A 21,641-nucleotide genomic window follows, 5' to 3' on the forward strand; every position below is an offset into this window, starting at 1 on the left:
TCCGCTGCAGATCCGCATGCAGATCTGCGAGCTGCAGTGGGACGACGGCTGGCCGTCCGTCCCCGAGGACTGAGGCCGCCCCGGTCCGGGGCGGCGGGGTGTCCGGGAGGTCGGTCGTTCAGCCCGTCCCGTCGGCGGCGAGCGCGTCGGTGAGCAGTCCGACCAAGGCTTCGAGCTGCACGTCGGCGGACGCCGAGGCGTCCTGCTCCGCCGCCCCGTCCAGCGCCACGGCGGCCATTCCCGACTTGCTGTCGATCAGCTGCGCGATCTTGGCGTCGATGGTCTGCGCGGCGATGATCCGCCATGCCGTGACGGGCTCGGACTGGCCGATCCGGTGGATCCGGTCGATCGCCTGGGTCTGCTCGGCGTCAGTCCACGACAGCTCGGCGAGCACGAGGTTCGAGGCAACCTGAAGGTTCAGCCCCACGCCCGCAGCCACGAGGGAGCACACGGCGATCGACACGTCGGGGTCGCTCGTGAACGCGGCCACGTTCTTCGCGCGCACAGCGGGCGTCTGGTCGCCGCGGATCGAGGCGTACCGGATGCCGCGGTCGGCGAACGCCTGCTCGGCCTCGTCCATCACGTCGACGTGCTTGGCGAAGAACACCACCTTGCCGACGTTGCGGGCCAGTTGTGCGGCGTAGTCGGCGGCCATCCCGGCCTTGGCCTGTCCGATCCGGCGAACCATCGTGAACACGTTCTCGCCGCGGGCCTTCGAGCTGGAGTCCTTGAGCTCGGCAGCCGCGACGCGTCGGGCGATCTCGAGGTCGACGGCCTCCACGACGACGTCGTCGCCGCGGGCCGCCACGGCGGACCGATAGCGCTCGACGAGACGCTGCTGGAGCGCGACCTCGGCGGCTCGGATCGAGCGCCCCACGGCGCCCTCGAGCTCGACCGGCAGGTCCGCCACCCGGCGGGCGGGAATGTCCGCCGCCACGTCCGCCTTGCGGCGGCGCACGATGCCCATGTCGACGACGCTGGCACGGGCCGAGGCGTAGAACCCGCGGTCCGCCGGCGTCAGGCCGGTCTCCTCCAGGGCGGTCATCAGCCTGCCGATCGGCTTCGTGTCGTCGATCCAGCCGAGGAACTGCCAGATCGCCCGGAAGTCCTCGATGTCGTTGATCAGCGGGGTGCCGGTGAGGGCCATCAGGAGCGGCCGGGCGGTGCGCTCGCGGATCCGCTCGGAGAGCGCCAGGACGTGCTGCGAGCGCTGCGACGTCCTGTTCTTGATGAAGTGCGCCTCGTCGACGACCATCCCGCGGAAGCCGTGGTCGCCGAGCCAGTCGACGTGCCGGTTCAGGATGTCGTAGTTCACGATGACGACGTCGGCGAAGGCGTCGACCCGGTCACCGTCACCGTGGACGACCGTCGCCCGCCGCAGCGGCGTCCACAGCTCGACCTCGTGGGCCCAGTTCGTCTTGACGACGTTGGGTGCCACGACCAGCAGAGGGAAAGCGTCGGCCGCCTGGGCCGCCAGCAGCGCCTGGGCGGTCTTGCCCAGTCCGGGCTCGTCCGCGAGCAGGAAGGTGCGATGTCCGCGCGCCGTGGCAGCCACGACCTGGGCCTGGTGCGGCATGAGCGCTCGGCCGTCGGCAACGGGCATGGGGCTGGCCTCGGGCAGGGTCATGCAGGAGGGTGCGCCGGGGGACGCCACCTCGAAGGACCGGAAGAGGGGCTCGAGCAGCTCCCACCCGGCCAGCCTGCGCGGGCGCGCAGCCATGCGCTCGGCCGCCGCCTCGAAGTCCGGCGCGAGGAAGGGGTTGGCCAGCCGGCGCGAGATCACCGACTGGGGCACCACTCGCCTCTGGGCGGTGGGCGACGGTGCGGCCGGGGCCGGCGGCTCCGGCTCCTCGGGCGGCTCAAGACCGCCCGCGCGCATCACGCTCGCCTTGTACGCGCGCGCTGCATCGGAGAGCTGGGCGTCTTCCGAGAGCAGCTGGAGCAGCGACGTGTCTCGGGCGGCAACCTTCGCCAGCACCGTCGCGACCCCGTCGAGCCGCTTGAGCTCCTGGTCCCGCTTCGCCGCGGTCAGCGTGCCGTCGGCCTTCACCCGGGCGCGCTCCTCACGCACGAGCAGCGCCACCACCTGGAACTTCGTCCGCAGGGCCGGGCGCGTCGGCGGTCGCCGTACAGCGCCGTCGACCTCGCGGGCGACCTCGGCGAGCACCGGGATGATCCCCTTCTCAGCAGGACGCGTAGTACGGCGGCGCTGGGCGCCTGGGTCAGGGCGCGCGCCACCAGACCGTCGGCCTGGTCGTGCCACATGTCCTCCTTCGCTGTGCTGCACCGCGAGCGCGCGCAGCGCGCCCTTGAGCGGTCTCGGTAACCGGTCGGGCGTCAGCCGGCGGCCCGTGACGCGGGCACTGCCAGCCAGGGCCTGGGCGGGTCGATAGGTCGGGCGCCGGGTCGTCACGCTGGATCCCCGCTGTGCCGCCCGCAGCCTCACGCCGATGGTGAGACGCCGTCAGGCCTCTCTGCAAGACCACTGCGGCCGCGGCCGCGGCCCTGCTCGGTCGCGGAGGTACTGGAGTCTACCGTCCACACCCTGACCCGCACTCACGGAGCCGCTGATCTCCGTCACCAGTGGTCCCTCCGTCCGGCTTCATCGCGTTGCCAAGGCCGGGCCGCGCGAACGCGCATGCGCCGGCCGGCCGTTCCCATGCTCGTCACGTTGGGGCAGAGAACACTGCACGCGTGGGCAACCACTCGGTGCGCCTGGGCGTCCGCGCGTGGAGGTCGGCGGTGACGACCATGCTGCCGACCGTGTCCGGGATGCGGATCGCGCCGACCATGACCCCGTCGTCCACCAGGGAGGTTCCCTGCCCGGCTCGTTGCGCCCGGTCTTGACCTCGGCCAGGGCGGTCCAGGACTTCTGACCCCGGCTCACGCGAACCAGCCCGTCCGGATAGAGCCGCTTGTCCCCGAGCTGGAACGGAACCTCGATGTAGGTCTCCAGCGTTCCGGCCGGCGCTCCCAACGGCTTCGTCAGGGCACGGCCGAACTCGCGCACGGCCACCGTGACAGCCAGGAGTGCCGACGTCGCCCGACGCTCCTGTTCTTCCGCCCCGTTGATCCCAGACGTGGGAATGAGCCTCGCCTCGTGCCACGACTCCTCAGCCATGTCTCGCGCCGTCGCGTCGACACCGTTTCGAGGGACGGTAGCCCAGAGCGCCTAATCGGGTGGGCCACGCGGCAGGTGTCTGAGCGTGATTTCACCCGGCAGAGGCAGGGCGTTGTGGCGACCGACCAGCGCACGGCGATCCGCGACCCCGCACGCCCTGAACAACTCTTTACGCTTCTTTGTGGTGCGCCTGACTGGATTCGAACCAGCGACACCGGCTTTAGGAGAGCCGTGCTCTATCCACTGAGCTACAGGCGCCTTCGCTAATGTCTTAGCAAAGAGTCGGTCCATTCGGCCGGTCGGCCCGTGAACCGCCACATAGCCTAACGCGCCGCCGGATGCCGCAAATCCGTGGCGGCGGACGACCGCGGGCCCCATAGTCGTCGCCGTGCCGATCGAACAGACGCTGCGCCGGGTCGACGCCGAGCTCGAGCACGGTCGCGTCCTCCCCGCGATCAACCGCCTTCGGAGCCTCGTCCGCGAGTACCCGGAGCGGCTCGACGTGCGCTTTCGCCTGGCCGAGGTCTACCGCAGCCAGGGCGACCTCGCGCAGGCCGGGCGCTGGGCGTTCCTCGCCGAGCACGTCGACCCGGCGGAGCTCGCGGCTCTCGAGCGGCAGTTCCGCACGGCGGCTCACCGGCTCGCGGCGGTCGCCTGGACGGCCAGCAGCGAGAACATCGGTCCTCGTGCCGCGCGACGGCTCGAGGCGCTCCGCGAGGAGGCCGCGCGTGAGACAGGTCGCCGCCTCACCGAGGACAGCAGATTCGTCGACACGCGGTCGACCGTCGAGAAGGTCGTCGAGGGACTCGGCTGCGCAGCGGTGGTCGTCGCGGCGATCCTGGCGACCGTCGGCCTCGGCGCCCTCGTCGTCCACGGCGCACGGGTCGTCGTGGGCTGGTTCTAGCCGATCACACCCACGCCGCGGGGTGCGCGACGACCTCTCGCAGCACCTCGCGCGCGGCGCCGGACAGCGCGGCGTACTGCCCCGCCTCGGCCGCACGCACCTCGAGCGAGACGAACGGCGCCGCCAGCACCCGCTCGCCCAGCACGCTGAGCACCTCGTCGCGCAACCAGGGCTCCAGCTCGGTGTAGACGCCGCCGAGCACGACGGTCGACACCCCGAGCAGGTTGACGAAGTCGGCGAGCGCCGACCCGAGCGCCCGCCCGGCGCGCTGCACCGCACCGCGAGCCGCGCCGTCGTGCGCCTGCAGCAGCTCGAGCAGCTCGGGCAGCGAGGCGTCGACGGGCAGCCCGGCGGACCGCAGGATCTGCTCCTTGCCCGCGTACTGCTCGAGGCAGCCGAAGGCCCCGCACGAGCAGCGCGGCCCGGCGGGGTCGACGACGACGTGCCCGACCTCGCCGTTCCACCCGCGCTCGGCGAGGAACAGCCGGCGGTCGACGACGATCCCGGCGCCGATGCCGACGTCGCCGGAGACGTAGAGGAACGACGCCGGCACGTCGCCGGAGAGCTCGGCGAGCGCCGCGAGCTTGGCCTCGTTCGCGACCACGACGTCGACGGGCGAGCCGTCCGGCAGGCGCAGGCCGAGCAGCGGCACGGGCTCGAGCGACGACCACCCCAGGTTGGGCGCGACCTCGAGCTCGCCGGTCCGCGCGTCGACGAGCCCCGGCAGGGCGAGACGCGCCCCCGCGAGCCGCATCCCGCCGTCGTGCACGACGGCGATGACCTCGTTGGCGAGCGCGCCGAGCGTGCCGAGGACGTCGGCGGGGTCGGAGTCGTGGAACGAGCCCGCGACGACGCGCGACTCGACGACGTCGCCGGTGAGGTCGAGGACGCGCGCGCCGAGGTAGTCGACGTTGACCTCGAGCCCGAGCCCGACGACGGAGCGCGCGGCGGGCACGAGGGGCACGGCCGGGCGTCCCGCGCGCTGGGCGGCGACGGGCGGGAGCTCGGCGACGAGCCGGCCCTCGACGAGCCGGTCGACGAGCGTCGACACCGTGGCACGGGTCAGGCCGGTCGCGGCGGCGACGTCGGCGCGGGACAACGGCGCGGGCGCGTCGAAGATCGCGCGCGCGACGAGCTGCAGGTTCTGCTCGCGCAGCGTGTGCTGACGCGCGGCGAGCTCGCTCGGGGCGGTCCCCGGGAGGCGCGGCGTCGTCGACGGCTCGGCGGTCACGGTGTTGACTCTAGCGGAGAGGCGCTGCAATAGTTCAGTCATACAACAAAACGCCGCCGTCCGACGTCGGACACCTGCGGCGACCACCACCCGCGCCGGACGGCGCGACTCGACGAGGAGACCTGCGTGAGCGACATCAAGTACTCGTTCGGCCTGTGGACCGTGGGCTGGCCCGCCAACGACCCGTTCGGCACCGCGACCCGACCCGACCTCGACCCGGCCGAGTCGATCCGCAAGCTCGCCGAGCTGGGCGCGTGGGGCTTCACGTACCACGACAACGACGTGTTCCCGTTCGGCGCCGACGACGCCGAGCGTCAGGCGGGCATCGACAAGGTGAAGAAGGCGGCGCAGGAGACCGGTCTCGTCTGCGAGATGGTCACCACCAACACCTTCAGCCACCCGATCTTCAAGGACGGCGCGTTCACCTCGAACAACCGCCAGGTCCGCCGCTTCGGGCTCAAGAAGGTCCTGCGCAGCGTCGACAACGCCGCCGAGATGGGCGCGACGACGTTCGTCATGTGGGGCGGCCGCGAGGGCACGGAGTACGACAACTCCAAGGACCTCGCCGCCGCGCACGCGCGCTACGCCGAGGGCATCGACACCGTCGCCGCCTACATCAAGGAGAAGGGCTACGACCTGCGCATCGCGCTCGAGCCCAAGCCCAACGAGCCGCGCGGCGACATCTTCCTGCCGACGATCGGCCACGCGATCGCGCTGATCAACACGCTCGACAACGGCGACATCGTCGGCCTCAACCCGGAGACCGGCCACGAGCAGATGGCGGGCCTCAACTACACGCACGGCCTCGCGCTCGCGCTGTACTGCGGCAAGCTGTTCCACATCGACCTCAACGGCCAGCACGGCCCGAAGTACGACCAGGACCTCGTCTTCGGCCACGGCGACCTGCTCTCGGCGTTCTTCACGGTCGACCTGCTCGAGAACGGCTTCCCGAACGGCGGCCCGCGCTACGAGGGCCCGCGCCACTTCGACTACAAGCCGTCGCGCACCGAGCACCTCGACGGCGTGTGGGAGTCGGCCAAGGCGAACATGGAGACCTACGACCTCCTCGCCGCCAAGGCCAAGGCCTACCGCGAGGACCCCGAGGTCCAGGCCGCGTTCGAGCACGCCGGCATCTTCGAGCTGGGCGAGCCGACGCTCGGCGAGGGCGAGTCGTTCGACGCGTTCATGGCCGACGCCTCGGTCGACACCGAGCTCGACGTCGACGCGGTGGCCGAGCGCGACTACGGTCTCGTGAAGCTGCACCAGCTCGCGCTGAAGCACCTCATCGGCTGACCACCCCTGTCGTTGTGGGCGTGATTTCTGGCCCGCGAGACCCGCTCAAAGTGGGCATCTCGGGCCAGAAATCACGCCCACAACACCGAACTGATCGACTCCCGAAGGAGCGAAGATGCCCCTCGTCGCCGGCGTGGACACGTCCACGCAGTCCTGCAAGGTCGTCGTGCGCGACGCCGAGACCGGCGCGCTCGTGCGCAGCGGCTCGGCGAAGCACCCCGACGGCACGGCGGTCGACCCGCGCCACTGGTGGGACGCGTTCCTCGCCGCGGCGAAGGAGGCCGGCGGGCTCGACGACGTCGCGGCGATCGCCGTCGGCGGCCAGCAGCACGGCCTCGTCGCGCTCGACGCCGAGGGCAACGTCGTCCGCGACGCGCTGCTGTGGAACGACACGCGCTCGGCGCAGGCCGCCGAGGACCTCGTCCGCGAGCTCGGCGACGGCGACCGCGAGACCGGCGCCCAGCGGTGGGCCGACGCCGTCGGCTCGGTCCTCGTCGCGTCGCTCACCGTCACCAAGCTGCGCTGGCTGCGCGACGCCGAGCCCGACAACGCGGCGCGCGTCGCCGCCGTCGCGCTCCCCCACGACTGGCTGAGCTGGCGCATCGCCGGCTACGGCCCCGCCGGCGACCCGAGCGCACCGCTCGGCCCGCAGCTCGACCGGCTCTTCACCGACCGCTCCGACGCGTCCGGCACCGGGTACTACGACGCCGAGGCCGACGGCCCGGACGGACCGGGCGCGTACCGCCTCGACCTGCTCCGGCTCGCGCTCGGGCGCGACGACGTCGTCCTGCCGCGCGTGCTCGGCCCGGCCGAGTCCGGTGGCGTCGCGCACCCGTCCGTCGCCGGGTCCGCCGTCGACGGCGGCGCCCTGATCGGCCCCGGCGCGGGCGACAACGCCGGCGCCTCGCTCGGCCTCGGCATGCAGCCGGGCGACATCGCGATCTCGATCGGCACCTCCGGCGTCGTCTCCGCCGTCGCGCCGCGGCGCACCGCGGACGGCTCGGGCGCGATCAACGGCTTCGCCGACGCGACCGGCAACGCGCTCATGCTCGCCGTGACGCTCAACGCCGCACGCGTGCTCGACGCGGCGCGCACCGTGCTGGGGTGCGACGTCGACGAGCTCGCCCGCCTGGCGCTCGCGGCGCCGCCCGGGTCGGACGGGCTGGTGCTCGTGCCCTACCTCGAGGGCGAGCGCACGCCGAACCGCCCCGACGCGACCGGCACGCTGCACGGCATCCGCCTGAAGAACTCGACCCGCGAGCACCTCGCCCGCGCGTACGTCGAGGGCATGCTGTGCGGGCTCGCGGACGGCCTCGACGCGCTGCGCGCGCTCGACGTGCCGATCGACCGCGTCATGCTCATCGGCGGCGCGGCGCAGTCGCCCGCGGTGCAGCAGATCGCGCCGCAGGTCTTCGGGCTGCCGATCTCCGTGCCCGAGCCGGGCGAGTACGTGGCCGACGGCGCGGCGCGGCAGGCGGCGTGGGTGCTGGCCGCCGCGGCGAACCCGGGCGCGGAGGCGCCGTCGTGGTCCACGACCATCGCCACGACGCTCGACGCCGACGCCCGGCCCGTCGTCCGCGAGCAGTACGCCGCGGTGCGCGACCTGGTCTGAGCGGACTACCTGCCGCCCAGGCGGGCGTCGCGCCGGCGCCGGAGCTCGCGCAGCCGGGCGCGGCGCTCGTCGGGGTCGAGCGCGGTCACCGGCCGGCCGTCCCCGCCCGCGTCCGCGGCGGACCGGGCGCGGACGGCCCGTACCACCAGCACGGCGGAGACCACGACCAGGACCACGGCGAGCACCCCGCACGCCACGCGAGCCGGTCCCGGCAGGCCTTCGGACACCGCGGCGACGGCGAGCAGCCAGCCGACACCGGCCGGCACGGCCGCGAGCACGGACCGCGCGGTGGGCGTCCAGCCGGCGGCGTAGACGCGGACGAGCGCGTCGGTCACGCGGCTGCGCCGCACGGGCAGCAGCGACAGCGCCACGCTGTGCAGGGTCGGCAGCCCGATGGTCTGGCCGGCGCCCGCCTGCACCGTGAAGGACAGCCGCTCGCCCGCGTACGACGGGCGCAGCGCGCGCATCGCGTACACGAACGACAGGGCCGCGAGCGGGAACGACGCCGTCGGCAGGAGGAACATGGCCCCGGCGCCCATGACGGCGGCGAGCAGCGGCAGGGCCAGCGCGAACCCGACGGCCTCGGCGGGGTCGCTCGCGACGCGGTCGAGCATCGCCCCCACGTCGACCGAGTCGTCGACCGCCACGTACACGAGCGTCCCGACCCACAGCAGGACCGCCACCACGAAGATCGCGGTCCACACGAGCCCGACGAGCAGGTAGCCGAGCGGGCGCAGGGCGAGCCGCGCCGGCCCCGGGGCCGGGCCGGCGACGTCGTCGGAGGCGATCGGGTCGAGTGGGGTCACGCGGGGGTCTCCTGCTCCATGAACACGAGCGAGTCGAGGATCTCGTCGAACAGCGTCGCGAACGGCTCGGCCGACGGGATGTTCGGCACGTTGACGCTCGCCAGCAGCAACCGGGAACGGTCCGGGTACGGCACGTGGTACTGCAGCCGCATCGTCAGCAGCTCGTCGCCGTCCTCGCCGACCTCGGCGCGGACCACCTCGGCCACCCGGCACACGGGGCCGGTCCGCTGCGGCGCGACCTCGCCGTCCGGGTACGCGGCCCGCAGCGCCGCGGCGACGGCCTCGTCGTCGGGCCGCGCCCCGGAGTCGTCGGGCCGCGTCCCGGAGTCGTCCGGCCCCGTCCCGGGGACGTCACCGAGCATCGCACGCCCGGCCGCAGGCCACTCCTCGTCGACCGCCACGATCGCAGCGGGGAACGGGACGCCGGGCAGCAGCTCGAGCGACATGAGGTAGGTGTGCGCGCCGATCTCGATCGCGTCGCGCGCGCTGCCGACGAGCTCCTGGACCGCCTCGCGGCGCGCGCGGGCGAGCCGGTCGGCCGCGCCGACCTGGCGCCGCACGACCCGCTTGACGTGCGCGACGATCTGCTCGGGGCTCTCCCCGAGCGGGATGCTGACCCAGGTTCCGGGCAGCACGATGCGCATCCGGCCCTCGGCGAGCCGCAGGTCGCGCGTCATGCGGTCCCCTCGAGCTCGACCGTGAGGCCGGCGAGCGCGTCGATGATCTCCTGCGGCATGTCGGTGAAGGACCCGACGCTGCTCGCGATCGCGGTCACCTCGAGCATGTCCGGCGTGCCGTCGGGGAAGACGCCGAGCGCCACGCGCTCCTCGAGGTGTGCGACGCCGTCGCCGACGTCGGGGTCGAGGTGACCGATCATGAGGTGCGCGCCGCGCACCTCGCCTGCGGGCACGGTCCCCTCGACGGCCTGCGCGAACAGGTGGTCGTCGTCCGACTCGCGCACGAGCTCCTCGAGGTCCGCGGCGAAGACCTCGGGCGGCAGGTCGCGCTGCGCGACGACGGTGAGCAGCGCGTCGACCCGGCCCAGCTCGGGCCGGCGCACGAGCACGGCCGTCTCGAGCCCCGCGACGCCCGCGTCGCCGACGGCCCGCACCACGGCGGCCAGGCCGTCGGCGAGCATCGCTCCCGCGGGCCGCTCCGCCGACTCCTGGCCCGCCACGAGCCGCGACGCCTGCTCGTGGGCCCACGCGTCGGGGTCGGCGAGGCCGGACGGCACCACCGTCCACCCGTCCGGCAGCCGCAGCTCGTAGCCCGCCAGCCTGCTCGTCATCGGTCGGCCTCCCCCGTGCCGTTCGCCCTCGCGATGCCGTTCGCCCTCGCGATCCTGCCACGCCCGGCGCGCACGCTCGAACCGGGCGTCAGCCGGCGAGCATCGAGCCGTACTTGATGCCAGCGCCGGCGAGCTTGCCGTACGGGCCGTCGAGCGACCGGGACGCGAGGCTGTTCGTCGCGTTCGCGGCCGCCCAGCCGTCGTTCCCCGCCAGGCTCGTCCCCAGCGCCATCGACTTGTTGGTGATGTCGTAGCTGCGCAGCCCGACGGCGCCGACCGCGGCGAGCGACGCGGTCGCGGTCGACACGCCGTCGACGACGGCGCCCGTCGTCGCCTGCACCCGCAGGACGTCGCCGACGTCGGCGTTGCCGAGCGCCCAGCGCTCGAAGCCGCCCGTGAACGGGTTCGGGAAGACCGTCTTGGCCGCGGTGCCGTAGTGGCCGCCCTTGATGAGGCCGAACACCTTCTTGTCGGTCGCGCTGCGCACGAACGGTGACTTCAGCACGTCGGTCACGCGCTGCCCGCGCGACATCGCGAAGACCTGCCGCGAGCTCTTGATCGTCGACGAGCCGAAGGCGGCCTTCGCGGCCCGCGGCGACATCCGCGCGGTCGACTGGACCACCGTGCGCGCCTTGGAGTACTTGGCGAGCGCGCTGATCGCGCGGCCGCCGAAGAGCGTCAGGGCCGCGAGCGCCGTCGCGCCGAGGACGGCCCACCAGGAGCCGTCGCCCTTGATCGCGGCGATCGTGGCCTCGACGACCTTGAGGATCGCGCCGACGGCGGCGAGCACGAGCAGGACCTGCCCGAGGATCGGCACCCACGACAGGAAGATCGCGAGGATGCCCGCGATGTCGCAGACGACCTTGAGCACGTCGACGATGCCCGAGACGACCTCGCCGACCTTGTCCCAGAAGCCGTCCTCGAGGCCGTTGGTCTTGCGCCCGCTGACGACCTCGTCGATCTTGCCGACGGCGGTGCGTGCCGCCGCGTCCTTGGCGTCCTTGCCCTCCTGCCACTGCCGCTCGTACTGCGCGACCTGGCCGGCGAGGGTCGAGACCGTCGTCCCGGCGCTGCTCGCGGTGCGCTCGGCCGCGGTGCGGTCGGCGGGCGTGGCGTCGTCGGGCAGGTCGTCGACGGCGGTCTGCGCGGCCTGCTGCGCGGCGACCGCGTCGGCGAGGTCCGCGCGCAGGGTCCGCAGCTGCTCGGCCGCGGGGTCGGCCTGCTCGTACTTGGCGGCCCGGAGGCTGTCGCCGTAGGTCTCGAGCGCCTCACCGGTCTGCTCGTAGCGCACCCGTGCCTTGTCGATGCTCTCGCGCACCTCGCCGGCGAGGCTGCGGGTCTTGTCGAGCGCGAGCGAGGTGTTGGCCATCTCGTCCTCGATCGCGCGCAGGGTCTTCGTGGACCGGGCGATCGCCTCCGCGATCTCCTGGTACCGGCGCCCCTTGGCGGCGACCGTGTACGGCCGCCCGTCGAGCTTCTCCCACTGCGTGTCCCCCACCGCTCCCCCTTACGCGGCCTTGCTCTCGAGCGCCCGGGCGAGGTCGCGGTCGACCTGGCCGAAGTTCTCGACGATCTGGTTGATGATGTCGGCCAGCGTCGTGACGTCGGCGAGCATCTCCTCGCGCTTGATGCGCCACTTGTCGGCGAAGTCGTTGACGCGGTCGCGCAGCTCGTCGTCCCCCGTGGCCTCAGCGGCGTCGGCCGCGTTGGCGTCGGCGTCCTGCAGCTCGTCGCGGATGGCCGCGAGGTCCTCCGCGAGCGCCTTCAGGTCGTCCATGTTCAGCACCAGGTCCGCCATGCCCCCACCCCCTGGTCGTCCGGCGTTCGGTCCGCGGAAACCGTACCCAGTCGGGCCAGGATCGACCATGGGGAGAAGTCCCCATGCGGCGAGGTCAGCGGCGCAGGACGCCGGGCGCGCGGGTGTAGGTACGGATGCGGTAGCGCAGCGCGCCGGGGCCCGACGACGTCGCCCACGCGCCGTCGTCGGCCGGCGTCCAGTCGAGGCCGAGCACGGGGGCGAACGCGTCGCCCTCGACCTCGAGGTCGACCTCGGTGACGACGCACGTGTCGGCGAGCGGCAGCGCCTGCGCGTACACCTGTGCCCCGCCGATGACCCACACCTCCTGCGCGCCGCCCGGCGCGTACCCGGCCGCGGCGAGGCCTTCCTCGAGCGACGGCGCGACGACGGCGCCCTCGGCGGTCCAGTCGGCCTGGCGGGTCACGACGACGTTGGTCCGGCCGGGCAGCGGCCGGAAGCGCGGGGGCAGCGACTCCCAGGTGAGGCGTCCCATGACGACGGGGTGGCCCGTCGTCGTGCGACGGAAGTGGGCGAAGTCCTCCGGGATCCGCCAGGGGATCTGGCCGCCCGCGCCGATCACGGGCCGGCCTGCGTCGTCGTGCGCCTGCGCCCAGATGAGCCCGATCACACCGCGACCGGGGCCTTGATGGCCGGGTGGTGCTGGTAGTTCTCGACCACGACGTCCTCGTAGGTGTAGTCGAAGATCGAGCCGCGCGGCGCGAGGCGCAGCGTCGGGTACGGGTACGGGTCGCGTCCCAGCTGGGTCTCGACCTGCTCGACGTGGTTCTCGTAGACGTGGCAGTCGCCGCCCGTCCAGACGAACTCCCCGACGTCGAGACCGGTCTGCGCCGCGACCATGTGGGTGAGCAGCGCGTAGGAGGCGATGTTGAACGGCACGCCGAGGAACAGGTCGGCCGACCGCTGGTACAGCTGGCAGCTCAGCTTCCCGTCGGCGACGTAGAACTGGAACAGCAGGTGGCACGGCGGCAGCGCCATGTCCGCGAGCTCGGCCACGTTCCAGGCGGACACGATGAGCCGGCGCGAGTCGGGGTTGACGCGGATCTGGTCGATGACGCCCTGGATCTGGTCGACGTGCCGGCCGTCCGGGGTCGGCCACGAGCGCCACTGCACGCCGTAGACCGGGCCGAGCTCGCCGTCGGGCGCGGCCCACTCGTCCCAGATGGTGACGCCGTGCTCCTGCAGCCAGCGCACGTTCGAGTCGCCGCGCAGGAACCACAGCAGCTCGTAGACCACGGACTTCAGGTGCACGCGCTTGGTCGTGACGAGCGGGAAGCCCTGCTGCAGGTCGTAGCGGAGCTGCCGCCCGAACACGCTGCGCGTGCCCGTCCCGGTGCGGTCGGACTTGCGGGTCCCGGTCTCGAGGACCTCGCGGAGCAGGTCCTCGTAGGGCGTGGGGATCGGGGTGCCCGACGGCGGAGGCGCGGTCATGCGGTCAGTCTCACGTCTCGCCGCGTCGCGGTCCAGTCGGCCCACCGCGCGCGGCTCAGTCCTCGCCGCGCACCTTCCGCAGCTCGCGGCCGCGCCGCCGGTACGACGCCCACAGCACGAGCACGGCGACGGTGAGCAGGGCGCCGATCGCCGCGCCCCACGCGGTGGCGCCGCGGAACGCGGGCGCGTCGACGTCCATGATGCGCTGGCCGGCGTGCGCGGCGGCGTTGGTCCCGAGCACGACCGACAGCGTGAGCAGGTTGGGCAGCGCGAGGACGAGGGCGGCGACGACGAGCGCACCGCGCGTGCGCCACGTGTGCCCCGGCCGGAGTGCCGGCCATGCCACGGCCATGGGCAGCGCGGTGAAGACGAGCCCGATCGCGACGCCCCACCAGACCCCGAGCGAGAACGTGCCGTCCACGAGCCGCCCGACCTGCTGCGCCCACCACCGGGGCACGAACGCCGCGAGGCCGAGCGCGACGAGCACCGCGACCACGGCGACGACGAGCCACACGAGGGCGCGGCGGCCGACCTCGCGCCAGTCGACCGAGCGCAGGCCCCTGCGGTCCTGCGCCCGGTCGGGCGTGGCGCGGCCCGTGCCGTCGGGCGCACCGGGGTCGGGTCGCGGGTCACCGTGCTGCTCGGCGCTCATGCTGCCGATCGTGGCAGCGATCGGCCCGTGTCGCAGGTGGAGGCGCCGCCGGGCCCGACTCAGGCCGCGAGCGCCTGCAGCGCCGTGGTGCCGCCGTCGTCGGGCTCGCCGACCTGCAGGAGCGAGCGGTACACCCGCTCGTACCCGGCGGCCATGACCGACAGGTCGAACTTCTCGAGCGCGTGGGCGCGGCAGGCGTAGGGGTCGATCTCGCCGGCGCGCTCGACGGCCGCGACGAAGTCGTCCATGGTCTCGACGACGAAGCCCGTCTCGCCGTCGGCCACGACCTCCGGGACACTGCCGCGCCGCATGGCGACCACCGGCGTGCCGCAGGCCATGGCCTCGGCCATGACCATGCCGAACGGCTCCTCCCACTGGATCGGGAAGGCGAGGCACGCGGCCGACGCGAACAGCTCGCGCTTGATCACGGCGTCGGCCTCGCCGACGTACTGTGCGTCGTCGCCGAGCAGCGGCCTGACGACGGCGTCGAAGTACTCGCGCTCGGAGCGCTCGTTGAGCTTGCCCGCGAGCAGGATGGGCCGGCCGGTGCGGCGCGCGGCCTCGATGGCGAGGTCGGGCGCCTTGTCGGGGCTGAACCGCCCGATCCACAGGACGTAGTCGTCCTTGTCGGGCTCGAACGGGAACGAGGTGACGTCGATGCCGTTGTGGACGGTGCCGCACCAGGCGATGCGCGGGTTGAGCCGGCGCTGCGCGTCGGAGATCGCGACGACGGACACGCTGCGGCCGAGCAGCTCGTGGTACCGCCCGCACTCCCCCGTGACCGGCCCGTGCATGGTCACGACGGTCGGGGCGGCGCGGCCGCCCGCGAGCAGCGGCCCGGCGAGCGTGTTGTCGTGCACGACGTCGACACCCGCGTCGGCGAGGACCTGCTGCGCGTACGCGGCCGTCATCGCCTCGGGCAGGGGCTCGCCGAGCCGCTCGGTCGGCGGGACGTCGTAGACGGCGTGGAACTCCTGCGCGAGGGTGCCGTTGACGCCGGCGCCGACGAGCACGACCTCGTGGCCGCGCTCGACGAGCTTGTCGACGAGCCCCGCGACGACGGCCTCGGTGCCGCCGTAGCCCGAGGGCGGCAGCGAGAACCACGGCGGCGCGACCATGCCGATGCGCAGCGGCGCGTCGGTCCTCGGGGCGCCGAGGTCGGCCCCGACGTCGGGCAGCGCGCTGAGGGCGGCAGCAGAGGACGAACGGGTGAACGACATGAAACCTCCCAACGAGCGGTGCGGGCCCGCCGCGGCAGGCGCTGCCGGCGGCGAGCCACCGGTGGCGAGCCTTCACCTTCTCTCTTAGCACCGACCCGCCGCGATTGGCAATCGGAGGGTGAGAGTGCTAACTCGCGGGACTGCGGACGCGTGCCGGAACGTTCGGGTGAAGAACAGCGACCTCTGGGAGGATCAGCCCATGACGGACCAGACGACCTCGACGTCCACCACGCCGGGCACCGAGCCCGGCGCCACGCCGGCCACGCAGCCCGGCCCCGTGCCGACCGCCGAGCCCGGCCCGGCCCCCACGTCCGCCGGGGACCTGCCGGTGACGCCGTCGCCCACCGACCCCCTGTGGGTCGAGCGCACGGGCACGCGCACCTACCGCGGCTTCACGGCCCGCGGCGCGACGGTCGAGATCGGGCCCGCGAGCGCCGGCGCCGTCTTCACGCCCGGCGAGCTGCTCAAGATCGCGCTCGCCGCGTGCGCGGGCATGAGCAGCGACACCAAGTTCTCGCGCGTGCTGGGCGACGACTACAAGGTCACGATCCGCGTCGAGGACCCGAAGGACATGGCGGAGGACCGCTACCCCGTCCTGACCGAGCGGTTCGAGATCGACCTGTCGTCGCTCGACGACGCGACGCGCGAGAAGACGCTGCTGCTCGCGCAGCGTTCGATCGACCGAGTGTGCACGGTCGGCCGTACGCTCAAGGCGGGCGCCGACGTCCCGCCCGCGGTCTTCGGGCCGCCCCGCGCGGACGACGACGCCCCGCACCCGGTGGAGCAGCCCGCCGGCGACCGTGACCCCGACCCCGGGAGCACCTCATGAACGAACGCGAGCCGGGCACCGCCGAGCGGGACGTCGTCGTGCGGACCGTCTCGGACGAGGCCGAGGGCTGGGCGCGCTACCGGCCCACGCCCGTGCTCGACGCGCTGCTCGACAAGGCCGTGACGATCCCGTCCGCGGCGATCCACCGGCACGTGGACAGGCTGCGCCGGCGCAACCCCGAGGCGACCCCCGCGGAGATCGTCCGCATCCTCGAGAAGGAGTACCTCACGGTCGTCGCGGCGGCGGGCGGCGCGGTCGGCGCCGCCGCGGCCGTCCCGGCCGTGGGCACGACGGCGGCCGCCGCGCTGACGACGGGCGACATCGCGACGTTCTTCGCGACGTCGGCGGCGTTCGCGCTCGCCGTCGCGGACGTGCACGGCATCGCGGTCGACGACGTCCCGCGGCGCCGGGCGCTGCTGCTCGCGACCGTGCTCGGCGACAAGGGCGCCAAGGACGTCGAGACGGCGATCGGCGGCTCGGGCGTCGCGTGGGGCAAGGTGCTGCTCACGTCGATGCCGCAGACCACGCTCAAGCGGGTCAACAAGACGCTCGCCCACCGGTTCCTGCGCCGGCAGATCGCCAAGCAGGGCTCGCTCGCGCTCGGGCGCCTGGCGCCGTTCGGCGTGGGGGCGGTGGTGGGCGTGGCCGGCGGGCGCGCGCTGGGGCACGGCGTCGTCGCGCAGTCGCGCAAGGCCTTCGGCCCGCCGCCCGACCACTTCCCGCGCGTCGTCGAGCAGTGACCGTCGTCCTCACCCGGCCGGTGGCCTGATGCGCGTCGAGTCGGCACGGCTCGTGCCGGTCGAGGCGTCGGTGGCCTACGCGTGGGTCGCCGACCCGCGCACGCACCCGCGGTGGATCCCGCTGACGCGGTTCGACGGCGGCATGCGGTCGGGCCCCGAGGTCGGCGACGAGTTCACGATGGTCAGCGGGCCGCGCGTCCGCCGGGGCGCGCGCGGGCTGGCCGACCGGATGGTCGTCGAGGAGCTCACCCGCCCGTCGACGGCGGCCGGGCGCGTGGGCCGCACCCGGCTGCGCAAGCTCGGGCCGGTGCTGCTCGGGGACGCCGGCTTCGACGTCGTGCCCGTCGACGCCGGCCGCTGCCGGGTCGTGTGGTGGGAGGAGGCGTACCTCGCCGGGCCGGTCCCGCGCGCGGTGACCGACCCCGCCGTCGGGCTGTTCCTGCGCGCGCTCATGGGCGTCTCGCTGGCCAGGCTGAACCGGCGCCTCGCCCGCGGCGCCCGGTAGAGTCCGCGCTGTGAGCACCGTGCCGTCGCCTGAGCCCACGCCCGTCGTCGCGCCGAACGGGGAGCCGGACACCGCGCTCGCCGCGCGCCTGCCCGAGCTGCGCGAGGAGTACGCCGCGCTCCAGGCCCGCGGCCTGAAGCTCGACCTCACGCGCGGCAAGCCGTCGGCCGAGCAGCTCGACCTCGCCGAGCCGCTGCTGGGCCTGCCCGGCGAGGGCGTGCACACCGACGACTCCGGCACCGACGTGCGCAACTACGGCGGCCTCGACGGCCTGCCCCAGCTGCGCCGCATCTTCGCCGAGCTGCTCGGCGTCCCGGTCGAGCAGCTGCTCGCGCAGGGCAACGCCTCGCTCACGCTCATGTACGACACCGTGGTCCAGGCGCTGCTGTTCGGCGTGCCCGGTGGCGAGCGGCCGTGGTCGCGCGAGGAGCAGGTCACGTTCGTCTGCCCCGTGCCCGGGTACGACCGGCACTTCGCGATCTGCGAGGAGCTCGGCATCCGCATGGTCACCGTGCCGATGACGCCGGACGGGCCCGACGCCGAGGCGGTCGCCGCGCTCGTCGCCGACGACCCGACCATCAAGGGCATGTGGGTCGTGCCGACCTACGCCAACCCCGACGGCTCGGTGGTGTCCGAGGCGGTCGCGCGGCGCCTCGTGTCGATGCCCACCGCGGCCCCGGACTTCCGCATCTTCTGGGACAACGCCTACGCGGTCCACCACCTCACCGAGCACGAGACGAAGAGCGCGAACGCGATCGACCTCGCCGCCGAAGCCGGCAACCCCGACCGCGTGCTGATGTACGCGTCGACGTCGAAGGTGTCGTTCGCGGGCTCGGGCGTGGCGTTCGTCGCGTCGTCGCCGGCCAACGTGGCATGGTTCCGCAAGCACCTGGCGATCCGGTCGATCGGCCCGGACAAGGTCAACCAGCTGCGGCACGCGCTGTTCTTCCGCGACGCCGACGGCGTGCGCGAGCACATGCGCAAGCACCGCGAGATCCTCGCGCCCAAGTTCCGCGCGGTCGTCGAGATCCTCACCGAGCGGCTCGGCGACGCGTCCGTGGCGACGTGGAACGAGCCCGAGGGCGGCTACTTCGTCTCCGTCGACGTCGTGCCGGGGACGGCGTCGCGCGTCGTCGAGCTGGCCAAGGCCGCGGGCATCGCGCTCACGCCAGCGGGGGCCACGTTCCCGTACGGCAAGGACCCGCTCGACCGCAACATCCGCCTCGCGCCCTCGATGCCGCCGCTCGACGAGGTGCGCGTGGCGATGGACGGCGTCGCGACGTGCATCCTGCTCGCCGCCGCCGAGGCCGCGGCGTCCTCCTGATGGTGCGCTGTGGGCGTGATTTCTGGCCCGTTATGCCCACTTTGATCGGGTTATCGCGGCCAGAAATCACGCCCACAGCGTCTAGGCGAAGAACGACTCGCGCTGGCGCTCGTAGTCCTCGGCGCGCCACGCGGTCATGCCGCCGACGACGATCGCGGCGGGCGTGCCGTCGTCGTCCCGCAGCACGTGGACCGGCTCGCCGACCGGGCCGAAGCCCGCGTGCGGCTCGGGGCGCAGCACGTCCCCGTCGACGTCGAGCGGCTCGGCGCCCGTGAGGGGGTCCGGCTCGCGCGGGTCGAGCAGCCACAGGCGCCCGCCGAGGCGCACGACGTCACGGTAGCCCCAGAGGTTCGCGAAGCGCCCGGTCCAACTGTCGAGGTCGAGCTCGTCGCCGTCGCCGTCCCCGTCGGCGGACTCGCGGGACGCCAGCGCCTTCGCCGCCAGCGCGAAGACGCCCGTCGCGAGCGGGTCGGCGGGGCCGTCGACGGCGTTCGTCAGGACCGAGACGGCGAGGCCGTCGTCGGGGTCGACCCACGTGCGCGTGATCTGCCCGGGGAACCCGCCCGAGTGCCCGACGACGCGCCGCCCCTCGATCCGGCGCGTCTCGAACCCGAGCCCGTAGCGCCGGGTGCGGGCGTGCGGGCGGTCGATCACCGACTCGTCGCGGTGCAGCAGACGCCGCGTCTCGGGGCGCAGCAGACCCGAGCCGTCGGTCAGCGCGCCGGCCCACCGGACGAGGTCGCGCGCGGTCGAGCAGAAGCCCGTCGCCGCGGCGAGCGCCCCGGTGGCGACGGGCGCGACCGGGAGGCGGCGGTCGTCGTGCGGGCTGCGGCCGCTGTGCCCGGTGACGCAGCGGTCGGCGAGCTCGTCGTCGAGCTCGGGGTGCGTGTCGGCGAGGCCGAGCGGTTCGAGCAGGTCCGCGCGCACGTGCTCGGCGTACGGCATGCCGGTCACCGCACGGACGACGAGGCCGAGCAGCCCGTAGGTGAGGTTGGAGTACTTGAAGTGCTCGCCGCGGCCGAAGACCTCGCCGTCGAGCACGGCGGTGAGCAGGCCCGCACGGTCGGGGAACGGCGCGCCGAGCTGCCAGAAGTCGGCGTCGGTCCCGTCGCGCAGGACCCCGCCGGTGTGCCCGAGCGCCTCGCGCAGCGTCACGCGACCCGCGGCGGAGCCCTCGAGCTCGGGGACGTACGCGTCGAAGGTGTCGTCGAGGCGCAGCAGTCCCCGCTCGGCCAGGCGTGCGACCGCGACGGCGGTGAACGTCTTGGAGTGCGAGGCGACGCGGAAGAGGTGGTCGGTGCGCAGCGGCTCGCCGGTGCCCACGTCGGCGACGCCCCACGCGGCGTCGAGCACGACCTCGCCGCCGACCGCGACGGCGACCTGGACGCCCGGGACGCCGGCGAACCCGGCCTGCGTGGCGACCCACTGCGCGAGGTAGTCGGCGTTGACGGTCTCGGCGACGGTGCGGGGCATGGGCGACACCCTAGCGGCGCCCCGCTTGCCACGAGGCGCGATGGACTGATTCAATGCAGCAAGCCATTGATTCATTGGAGGAACGTTGAGCCTCGTCACCGTCGGGACGACCCTCGTCCTGGTCCCCGCCCTGCTCGCGGCCGCCCTCCTGTGGGCCGCCGGCCGGCGCGACGTGCCCGACTCCCAGACCGCCCGCGCCGCCCGCCGCCACGAGACGCTCATCGCCGTCGCCAGCACCGTCGCGGCGCTCGCGACCGGGGTCGCGGTCCTCAGTCGGCCGGTCGCCGGCGGCGCGGCATGGCTCCCGGTCGACGGCGCGCCCGGGCTGCTGTGGGCCGTCGGGCCGTTCGTCGTCGCGCTCGCGTACTGCGCCGTGCGCGCGGCCGGCGAGCTCACGTGGCCCCGGCCGCGCGGCTCCGTGCGCTCGGCGCCGCTGACCCGGCGCACCGTGCGCGACCTCGGCGGCCGCCGTCTGCGCTGGCTCCTCGTCACCGCGGGTCTCCTCGCGCTCGCCCTGGTCGTGACCGGCATGACAGCCGCGCCCGACGGCCGCTCGGTCCCCCACCCGGTCTACGTCACGGCCGACGGCGGCGTCCTGCGCGGCGCGAGCGGGCCGTACCCCGGCTGGCCCTACGCCGTGCCGCTGCTCGTGGGCCTGGTGCTGAGCCTGCTCGCGGCGCTCGCCACGCTGCGCGTCGTGGCCCGCCGCGCGCCGCTCGAGGACGTGCCGCGCGAGCACGACGACGCGGTGCGGCGCACGTCGGCGGCGCGCGTCGTGGCGGGCGTCCAGCTCTGCGTCGGCGCGACGACCGCGCTCGTGCTCCTGCTCAGCGGGGCCGCGATCGCGAACGCGGGCGGACCGGTGTCCGGGTTCGGCGAGACCTTCCGCACGCCGCAGCTCGTCGCGGTCGCCGGAGGGCTCGCCGTGGTGGGGATCGCCGTCGGGCTCGCGTCGGTCGTCGCGGTGGTGACCGCCGTCGGGCACCGCCCGCCGGAGCGCCGGCCATGAGCGACATCACGGTCGACCTCACCTCCCCGACGCCCGTCTACGAGCAGATCCGCAGCCAGGTCGCCGGGCTCGTCGCCGTGGGCACGCTGTCGCCGGGCGACCGCCTCCCGGCGTCGCGCGCCCTCGCACGCGACCTCGGGATCGCCGTCGGCACGGTGCAGCGCGCGTACCGCGAGCTCGAGGCGTCCGGGGTCGTGACGTCGCGGCGACGGACCGGCACGGTGGTGGCCGCGGCGGCCGGCCGCGGCGACGTCGACGGGCGCGCACCCGGGCGGGCGGGCACCGTCGAGGACGCGCGCCGGCTCGTGGCCCGCGCGCGTGAGGCGGGCCTGTCCGACGAGGCGATCCTCGACGTCGTGCGCGGCGTGCTGCGCGAGCCCTGAGAGT

21 protein-coding genes and 1 tRNA gene are annotated in these 21,641 nt (G+C 74.1%); 9 read left to right on the top strand and 13 right to left on the bottom strand.

Annotated elements, in window-relative coordinates; all coding sequences use genetic code 11:
• Positions 1 to 118: 118 nt before the first annotated feature.
• Both ISOVA_RS12855 and ISOVA_RS12860 read right to left on the bottom strand, forming a co-directional pair.
• Positions 119 to 2,263 carry a DEAD/DEAH box helicase gene (locus ISOVA_RS12855; protein ID WP_013839649.1) on the bottom strand — a complete coding sequence of 715 codons (2,145 nt, stop codon included), beginning with the start codon at positions 2,261 to 2,263 and terminating at the stop codon, positions 119 to 121.
• 1,040 nt (positions 2,264 to 3,303) lie between these two features.
• Positions 3,304 to 3,379, bottom strand: a tRNA-Arg gene (locus ISOVA_RS12860).
• 130 nt (positions 3,380 to 3,509) lie between these two features.
• Here ISOVA_RS12860 and ISOVA_RS12865 point away from each other — a divergent pair.
• On the top strand, positions 3,510 to 4,025 hold the full coding sequence (locus ISOVA_RS12865) for a DUF6584 family protein (protein ID WP_013839650.1): 516 nt from the start codon (positions 3,510 to 3,512) through the stop codon (positions 4,023 to 4,025).
• A 4-nt stretch (positions 4,026 to 4,029) separates the two neighbouring features.
• Here the strand turns inward: ISOVA_RS12865 and ISOVA_RS12870 are convergent, their stop codons facing one another.
• Positions 4,030 to 5,256 carry an ROK family transcriptional regulator gene (locus tag ISOVA_RS12870; RefSeq protein WP_041294894.1) on the bottom strand — a complete coding sequence of 409 codons (1,227 nt, stop codon included), beginning with the start codon at positions 5,254 to 5,256 and terminating at the stop codon, positions 4,030 to 4,032.
• Positions 5,257 to 5,382: 126 nt separating this feature from the next.
• Here ISOVA_RS12870 and xylA point away from each other — a divergent pair, with 126 nt between their 5' ends.
• Positions 5,383 to 6,549: a xylose isomerase gene (gene xylA, locus ISOVA_RS12875; protein ID WP_013839652.1), complete on the top strand. Its 1,167-nt coding sequence runs from the start codon at positions 5,383 to 5,385 to the stop codon at positions 6,547 to 6,549.
• 115 nt (positions 6,550 to 6,664) lie between these two features.
• Entirely contained in the window at positions 6,665 to 8,161 is a 1,497-nt protein-coding gene (locus ISOVA_RS12880; RefSeq protein ID WP_013839653.1) for a xylulokinase, read from the top strand.
• Positions 8,162 to 8,166: 5 nt separating this feature from the next.
• On the opposite strand, the gene ISOVA_RS12885 is transcribed toward ISOVA_RS12880, so the two are convergent.
• From ISOVA_RS12885 to ISOVA_RS12925, 9 genes are all read right to left on the bottom strand, one after another.
• Positions 8,167 to 8,967, bottom strand: a complete 801-nt coding sequence (locus ISOVA_RS12885) for a hypothetical protein (RefSeq protein ID WP_013839654.1) — start codon at positions 8,965 to 8,967, stop codon at positions 8,167 to 8,169.
• Positions 8,964 to 9,644: a hypothetical protein gene (locus ISOVA_RS12890; protein WP_013839655.1), complete on the bottom strand. Its 681-nt coding sequence runs from the start codon at positions 9,642 to 9,644 to the stop codon at positions 8,964 to 8,966. Before ISOVA_RS12890 ends, ISOVA_RS12885 begins: the two co-directional genes overlap by 4 nt.
• Positions 9,641 to 10,255 (bottom strand): hypothetical protein, encoded by a 615-nt coding sequence (locus ISOVA_RS12895; RefSeq protein ID WP_013839656.1) that lies wholly within the window; start codon positions 10,253 to 10,255, stop codon positions 9,641 to 9,643. The genes ISOVA_RS12890 and ISOVA_RS12895 overlap by 4 nt, the downstream gene beginning before the upstream one ends.
• Before the next feature lie 88 nt (positions 10,256 to 10,343).
• The gene (locus ISOVA_RS12900) at positions 10,344 to 11,753 is read right to left on the bottom strand and encodes a hypothetical protein (RefSeq protein WP_013839657.1); all 1,410 of its coding nucleotides are present in this window, start codon (positions 11,751 to 11,753) and stop codon (positions 10,344 to 10,346) included.
• A gap of 9 nt (positions 11,754 to 11,762) precedes the next feature.
• Complete coding sequence (locus ISOVA_RS12905) at positions 11,763 to 12,053, bottom strand: hypothetical protein (protein WP_013839658.1); 291 nt, start codon at positions 12,051 to 12,053, stop codon at positions 11,763 to 11,765.
• 94 nt (positions 12,054 to 12,147) lie between these two features.
• Positions 12,148 to 12,681 carry a dihydrofolate reductase gene (locus tag ISOVA_RS12910; protein ID WP_013839659.1) on the bottom strand — a complete coding sequence of 178 codons (534 nt, stop codon included), beginning with the start codon at positions 12,679 to 12,681 and terminating at the stop codon, positions 12,148 to 12,150.
• On the bottom strand, positions 12,678 to 13,502 hold the full coding sequence (locus tag ISOVA_RS12915; protein ID WP_013839660.1) for a thymidylate synthase: 825 nt from the start codon (positions 13,500 to 13,502) through the stop codon (positions 12,678 to 12,680). Before ISOVA_RS12915 ends, ISOVA_RS12910 begins: the two co-directional genes overlap by 4 nt.
• Before the next feature lie 55 nt (positions 13,503 to 13,557).
• Complete coding sequence (locus tag ISOVA_RS12920) at positions 13,558 to 14,154, bottom strand: hypothetical protein (protein ID WP_013839661.1); 597 nt, start codon at positions 14,152 to 14,154, stop codon at positions 13,558 to 13,560.
• Between the two features lie 59 nt (positions 14,155 to 14,213).
• On the bottom strand, positions 14,214 to 15,374 hold the full coding sequence (locus ISOVA_RS12925) for a glycosyltransferase family 4 protein (protein ID WP_013839662.1): 1,161 nt from the start codon (positions 15,372 to 15,374) through the stop codon (positions 14,214 to 14,216).
• A 199-nt stretch (positions 15,375 to 15,573) separates the two neighbouring features.
• On the opposite strand from ISOVA_RS12925, the gene ISOVA_RS15675 reads away from it, so the two are divergent.
• Genes ISOVA_RS15675 through ISOVA_RS12945 form a run of 4 tightly spaced genes read left to right on the top strand, consistent with a single transcriptional unit; the run spans position 15,574 to position 18,772 of the window.
• Positions 15,574 to 16,203: an OsmC family protein gene (locus ISOVA_RS15675; RefSeq protein ID WP_013839663.1), complete on the top strand. Its 630-nt coding sequence runs from the start codon at positions 15,574 to 15,576 to the stop codon at positions 16,201 to 16,203.
• Entirely contained in the window at positions 16,200 to 16,943 is a 744-nt protein-coding gene (locus ISOVA_RS12935; RefSeq protein WP_013839664.1) for a hypothetical protein, read from the top strand. Before ISOVA_RS15675 ends, ISOVA_RS12935 begins: the two co-directional genes overlap by 4 nt.
• A 28-nt stretch (positions 16,944 to 16,971) precedes the next feature.
• Entirely contained in the window at positions 16,972 to 17,448 is a 477-nt protein-coding gene (locus tag ISOVA_RS15680) for an SRPBCC family protein (protein ID WP_013839665.1), read from the top strand.
• A gap of 10 nt (positions 17,449 to 17,458) precedes the next feature.
• Positions 17,459 to 18,772, top strand: a complete 1,314-nt coding sequence (locus ISOVA_RS12945; protein WP_013839666.1) for an aspartate aminotransferase type Ic — start codon at positions 17,459 to 17,461, stop codon at positions 18,770 to 18,772.
• A gap of 81 nt (positions 18,773 to 18,853) precedes the next feature.
• Here the strand turns inward: ISOVA_RS12945 and ISOVA_RS12950 are convergent, their stop codons facing one another.
• Positions 18,854 to 20,245 carry a serine hydrolase domain-containing protein gene (locus ISOVA_RS12950; RefSeq protein WP_013839667.1) on the bottom strand — a complete coding sequence of 464 codons (1,392 nt, stop codon included), beginning with the start codon at positions 20,243 to 20,245 and terminating at the stop codon, positions 18,854 to 18,856.
• A gap of 85 nt (positions 20,246 to 20,330) precedes the next feature.
• Between ISOVA_RS12950 and ISOVA_RS12955 the strand changes: the two genes are divergently transcribed.
• Both ISOVA_RS12955 and ISOVA_RS12960 read left to right on the top strand, forming a co-directional pair.
• Complete coding sequence (locus ISOVA_RS12955) at positions 20,331 to 21,254, top strand: hypothetical protein (protein WP_013839668.1); 924 nt, start codon at positions 20,331 to 20,333, stop codon at positions 21,252 to 21,254.
• Complete coding sequence (locus ISOVA_RS12960) at positions 21,251 to 21,637, top strand: GntR family transcriptional regulator (protein WP_013839669.1); 387 nt, start codon at positions 21,251 to 21,253, stop codon at positions 21,635 to 21,637. Before ISOVA_RS12955 ends, ISOVA_RS12960 begins: the two co-directional genes overlap by 4 nt.
• Positions 21,638 to 21,641: the final 4 nt, after the last annotated feature.

Source organism: Isoptericola variabilis 225 (assembly GCF_000215105.1).
Lineage (GTDB): Bacteria > Actinomycetota > Actinomycetes > Actinomycetales > Cellulomonadaceae > Isoptericola > Isoptericola variabilis_A.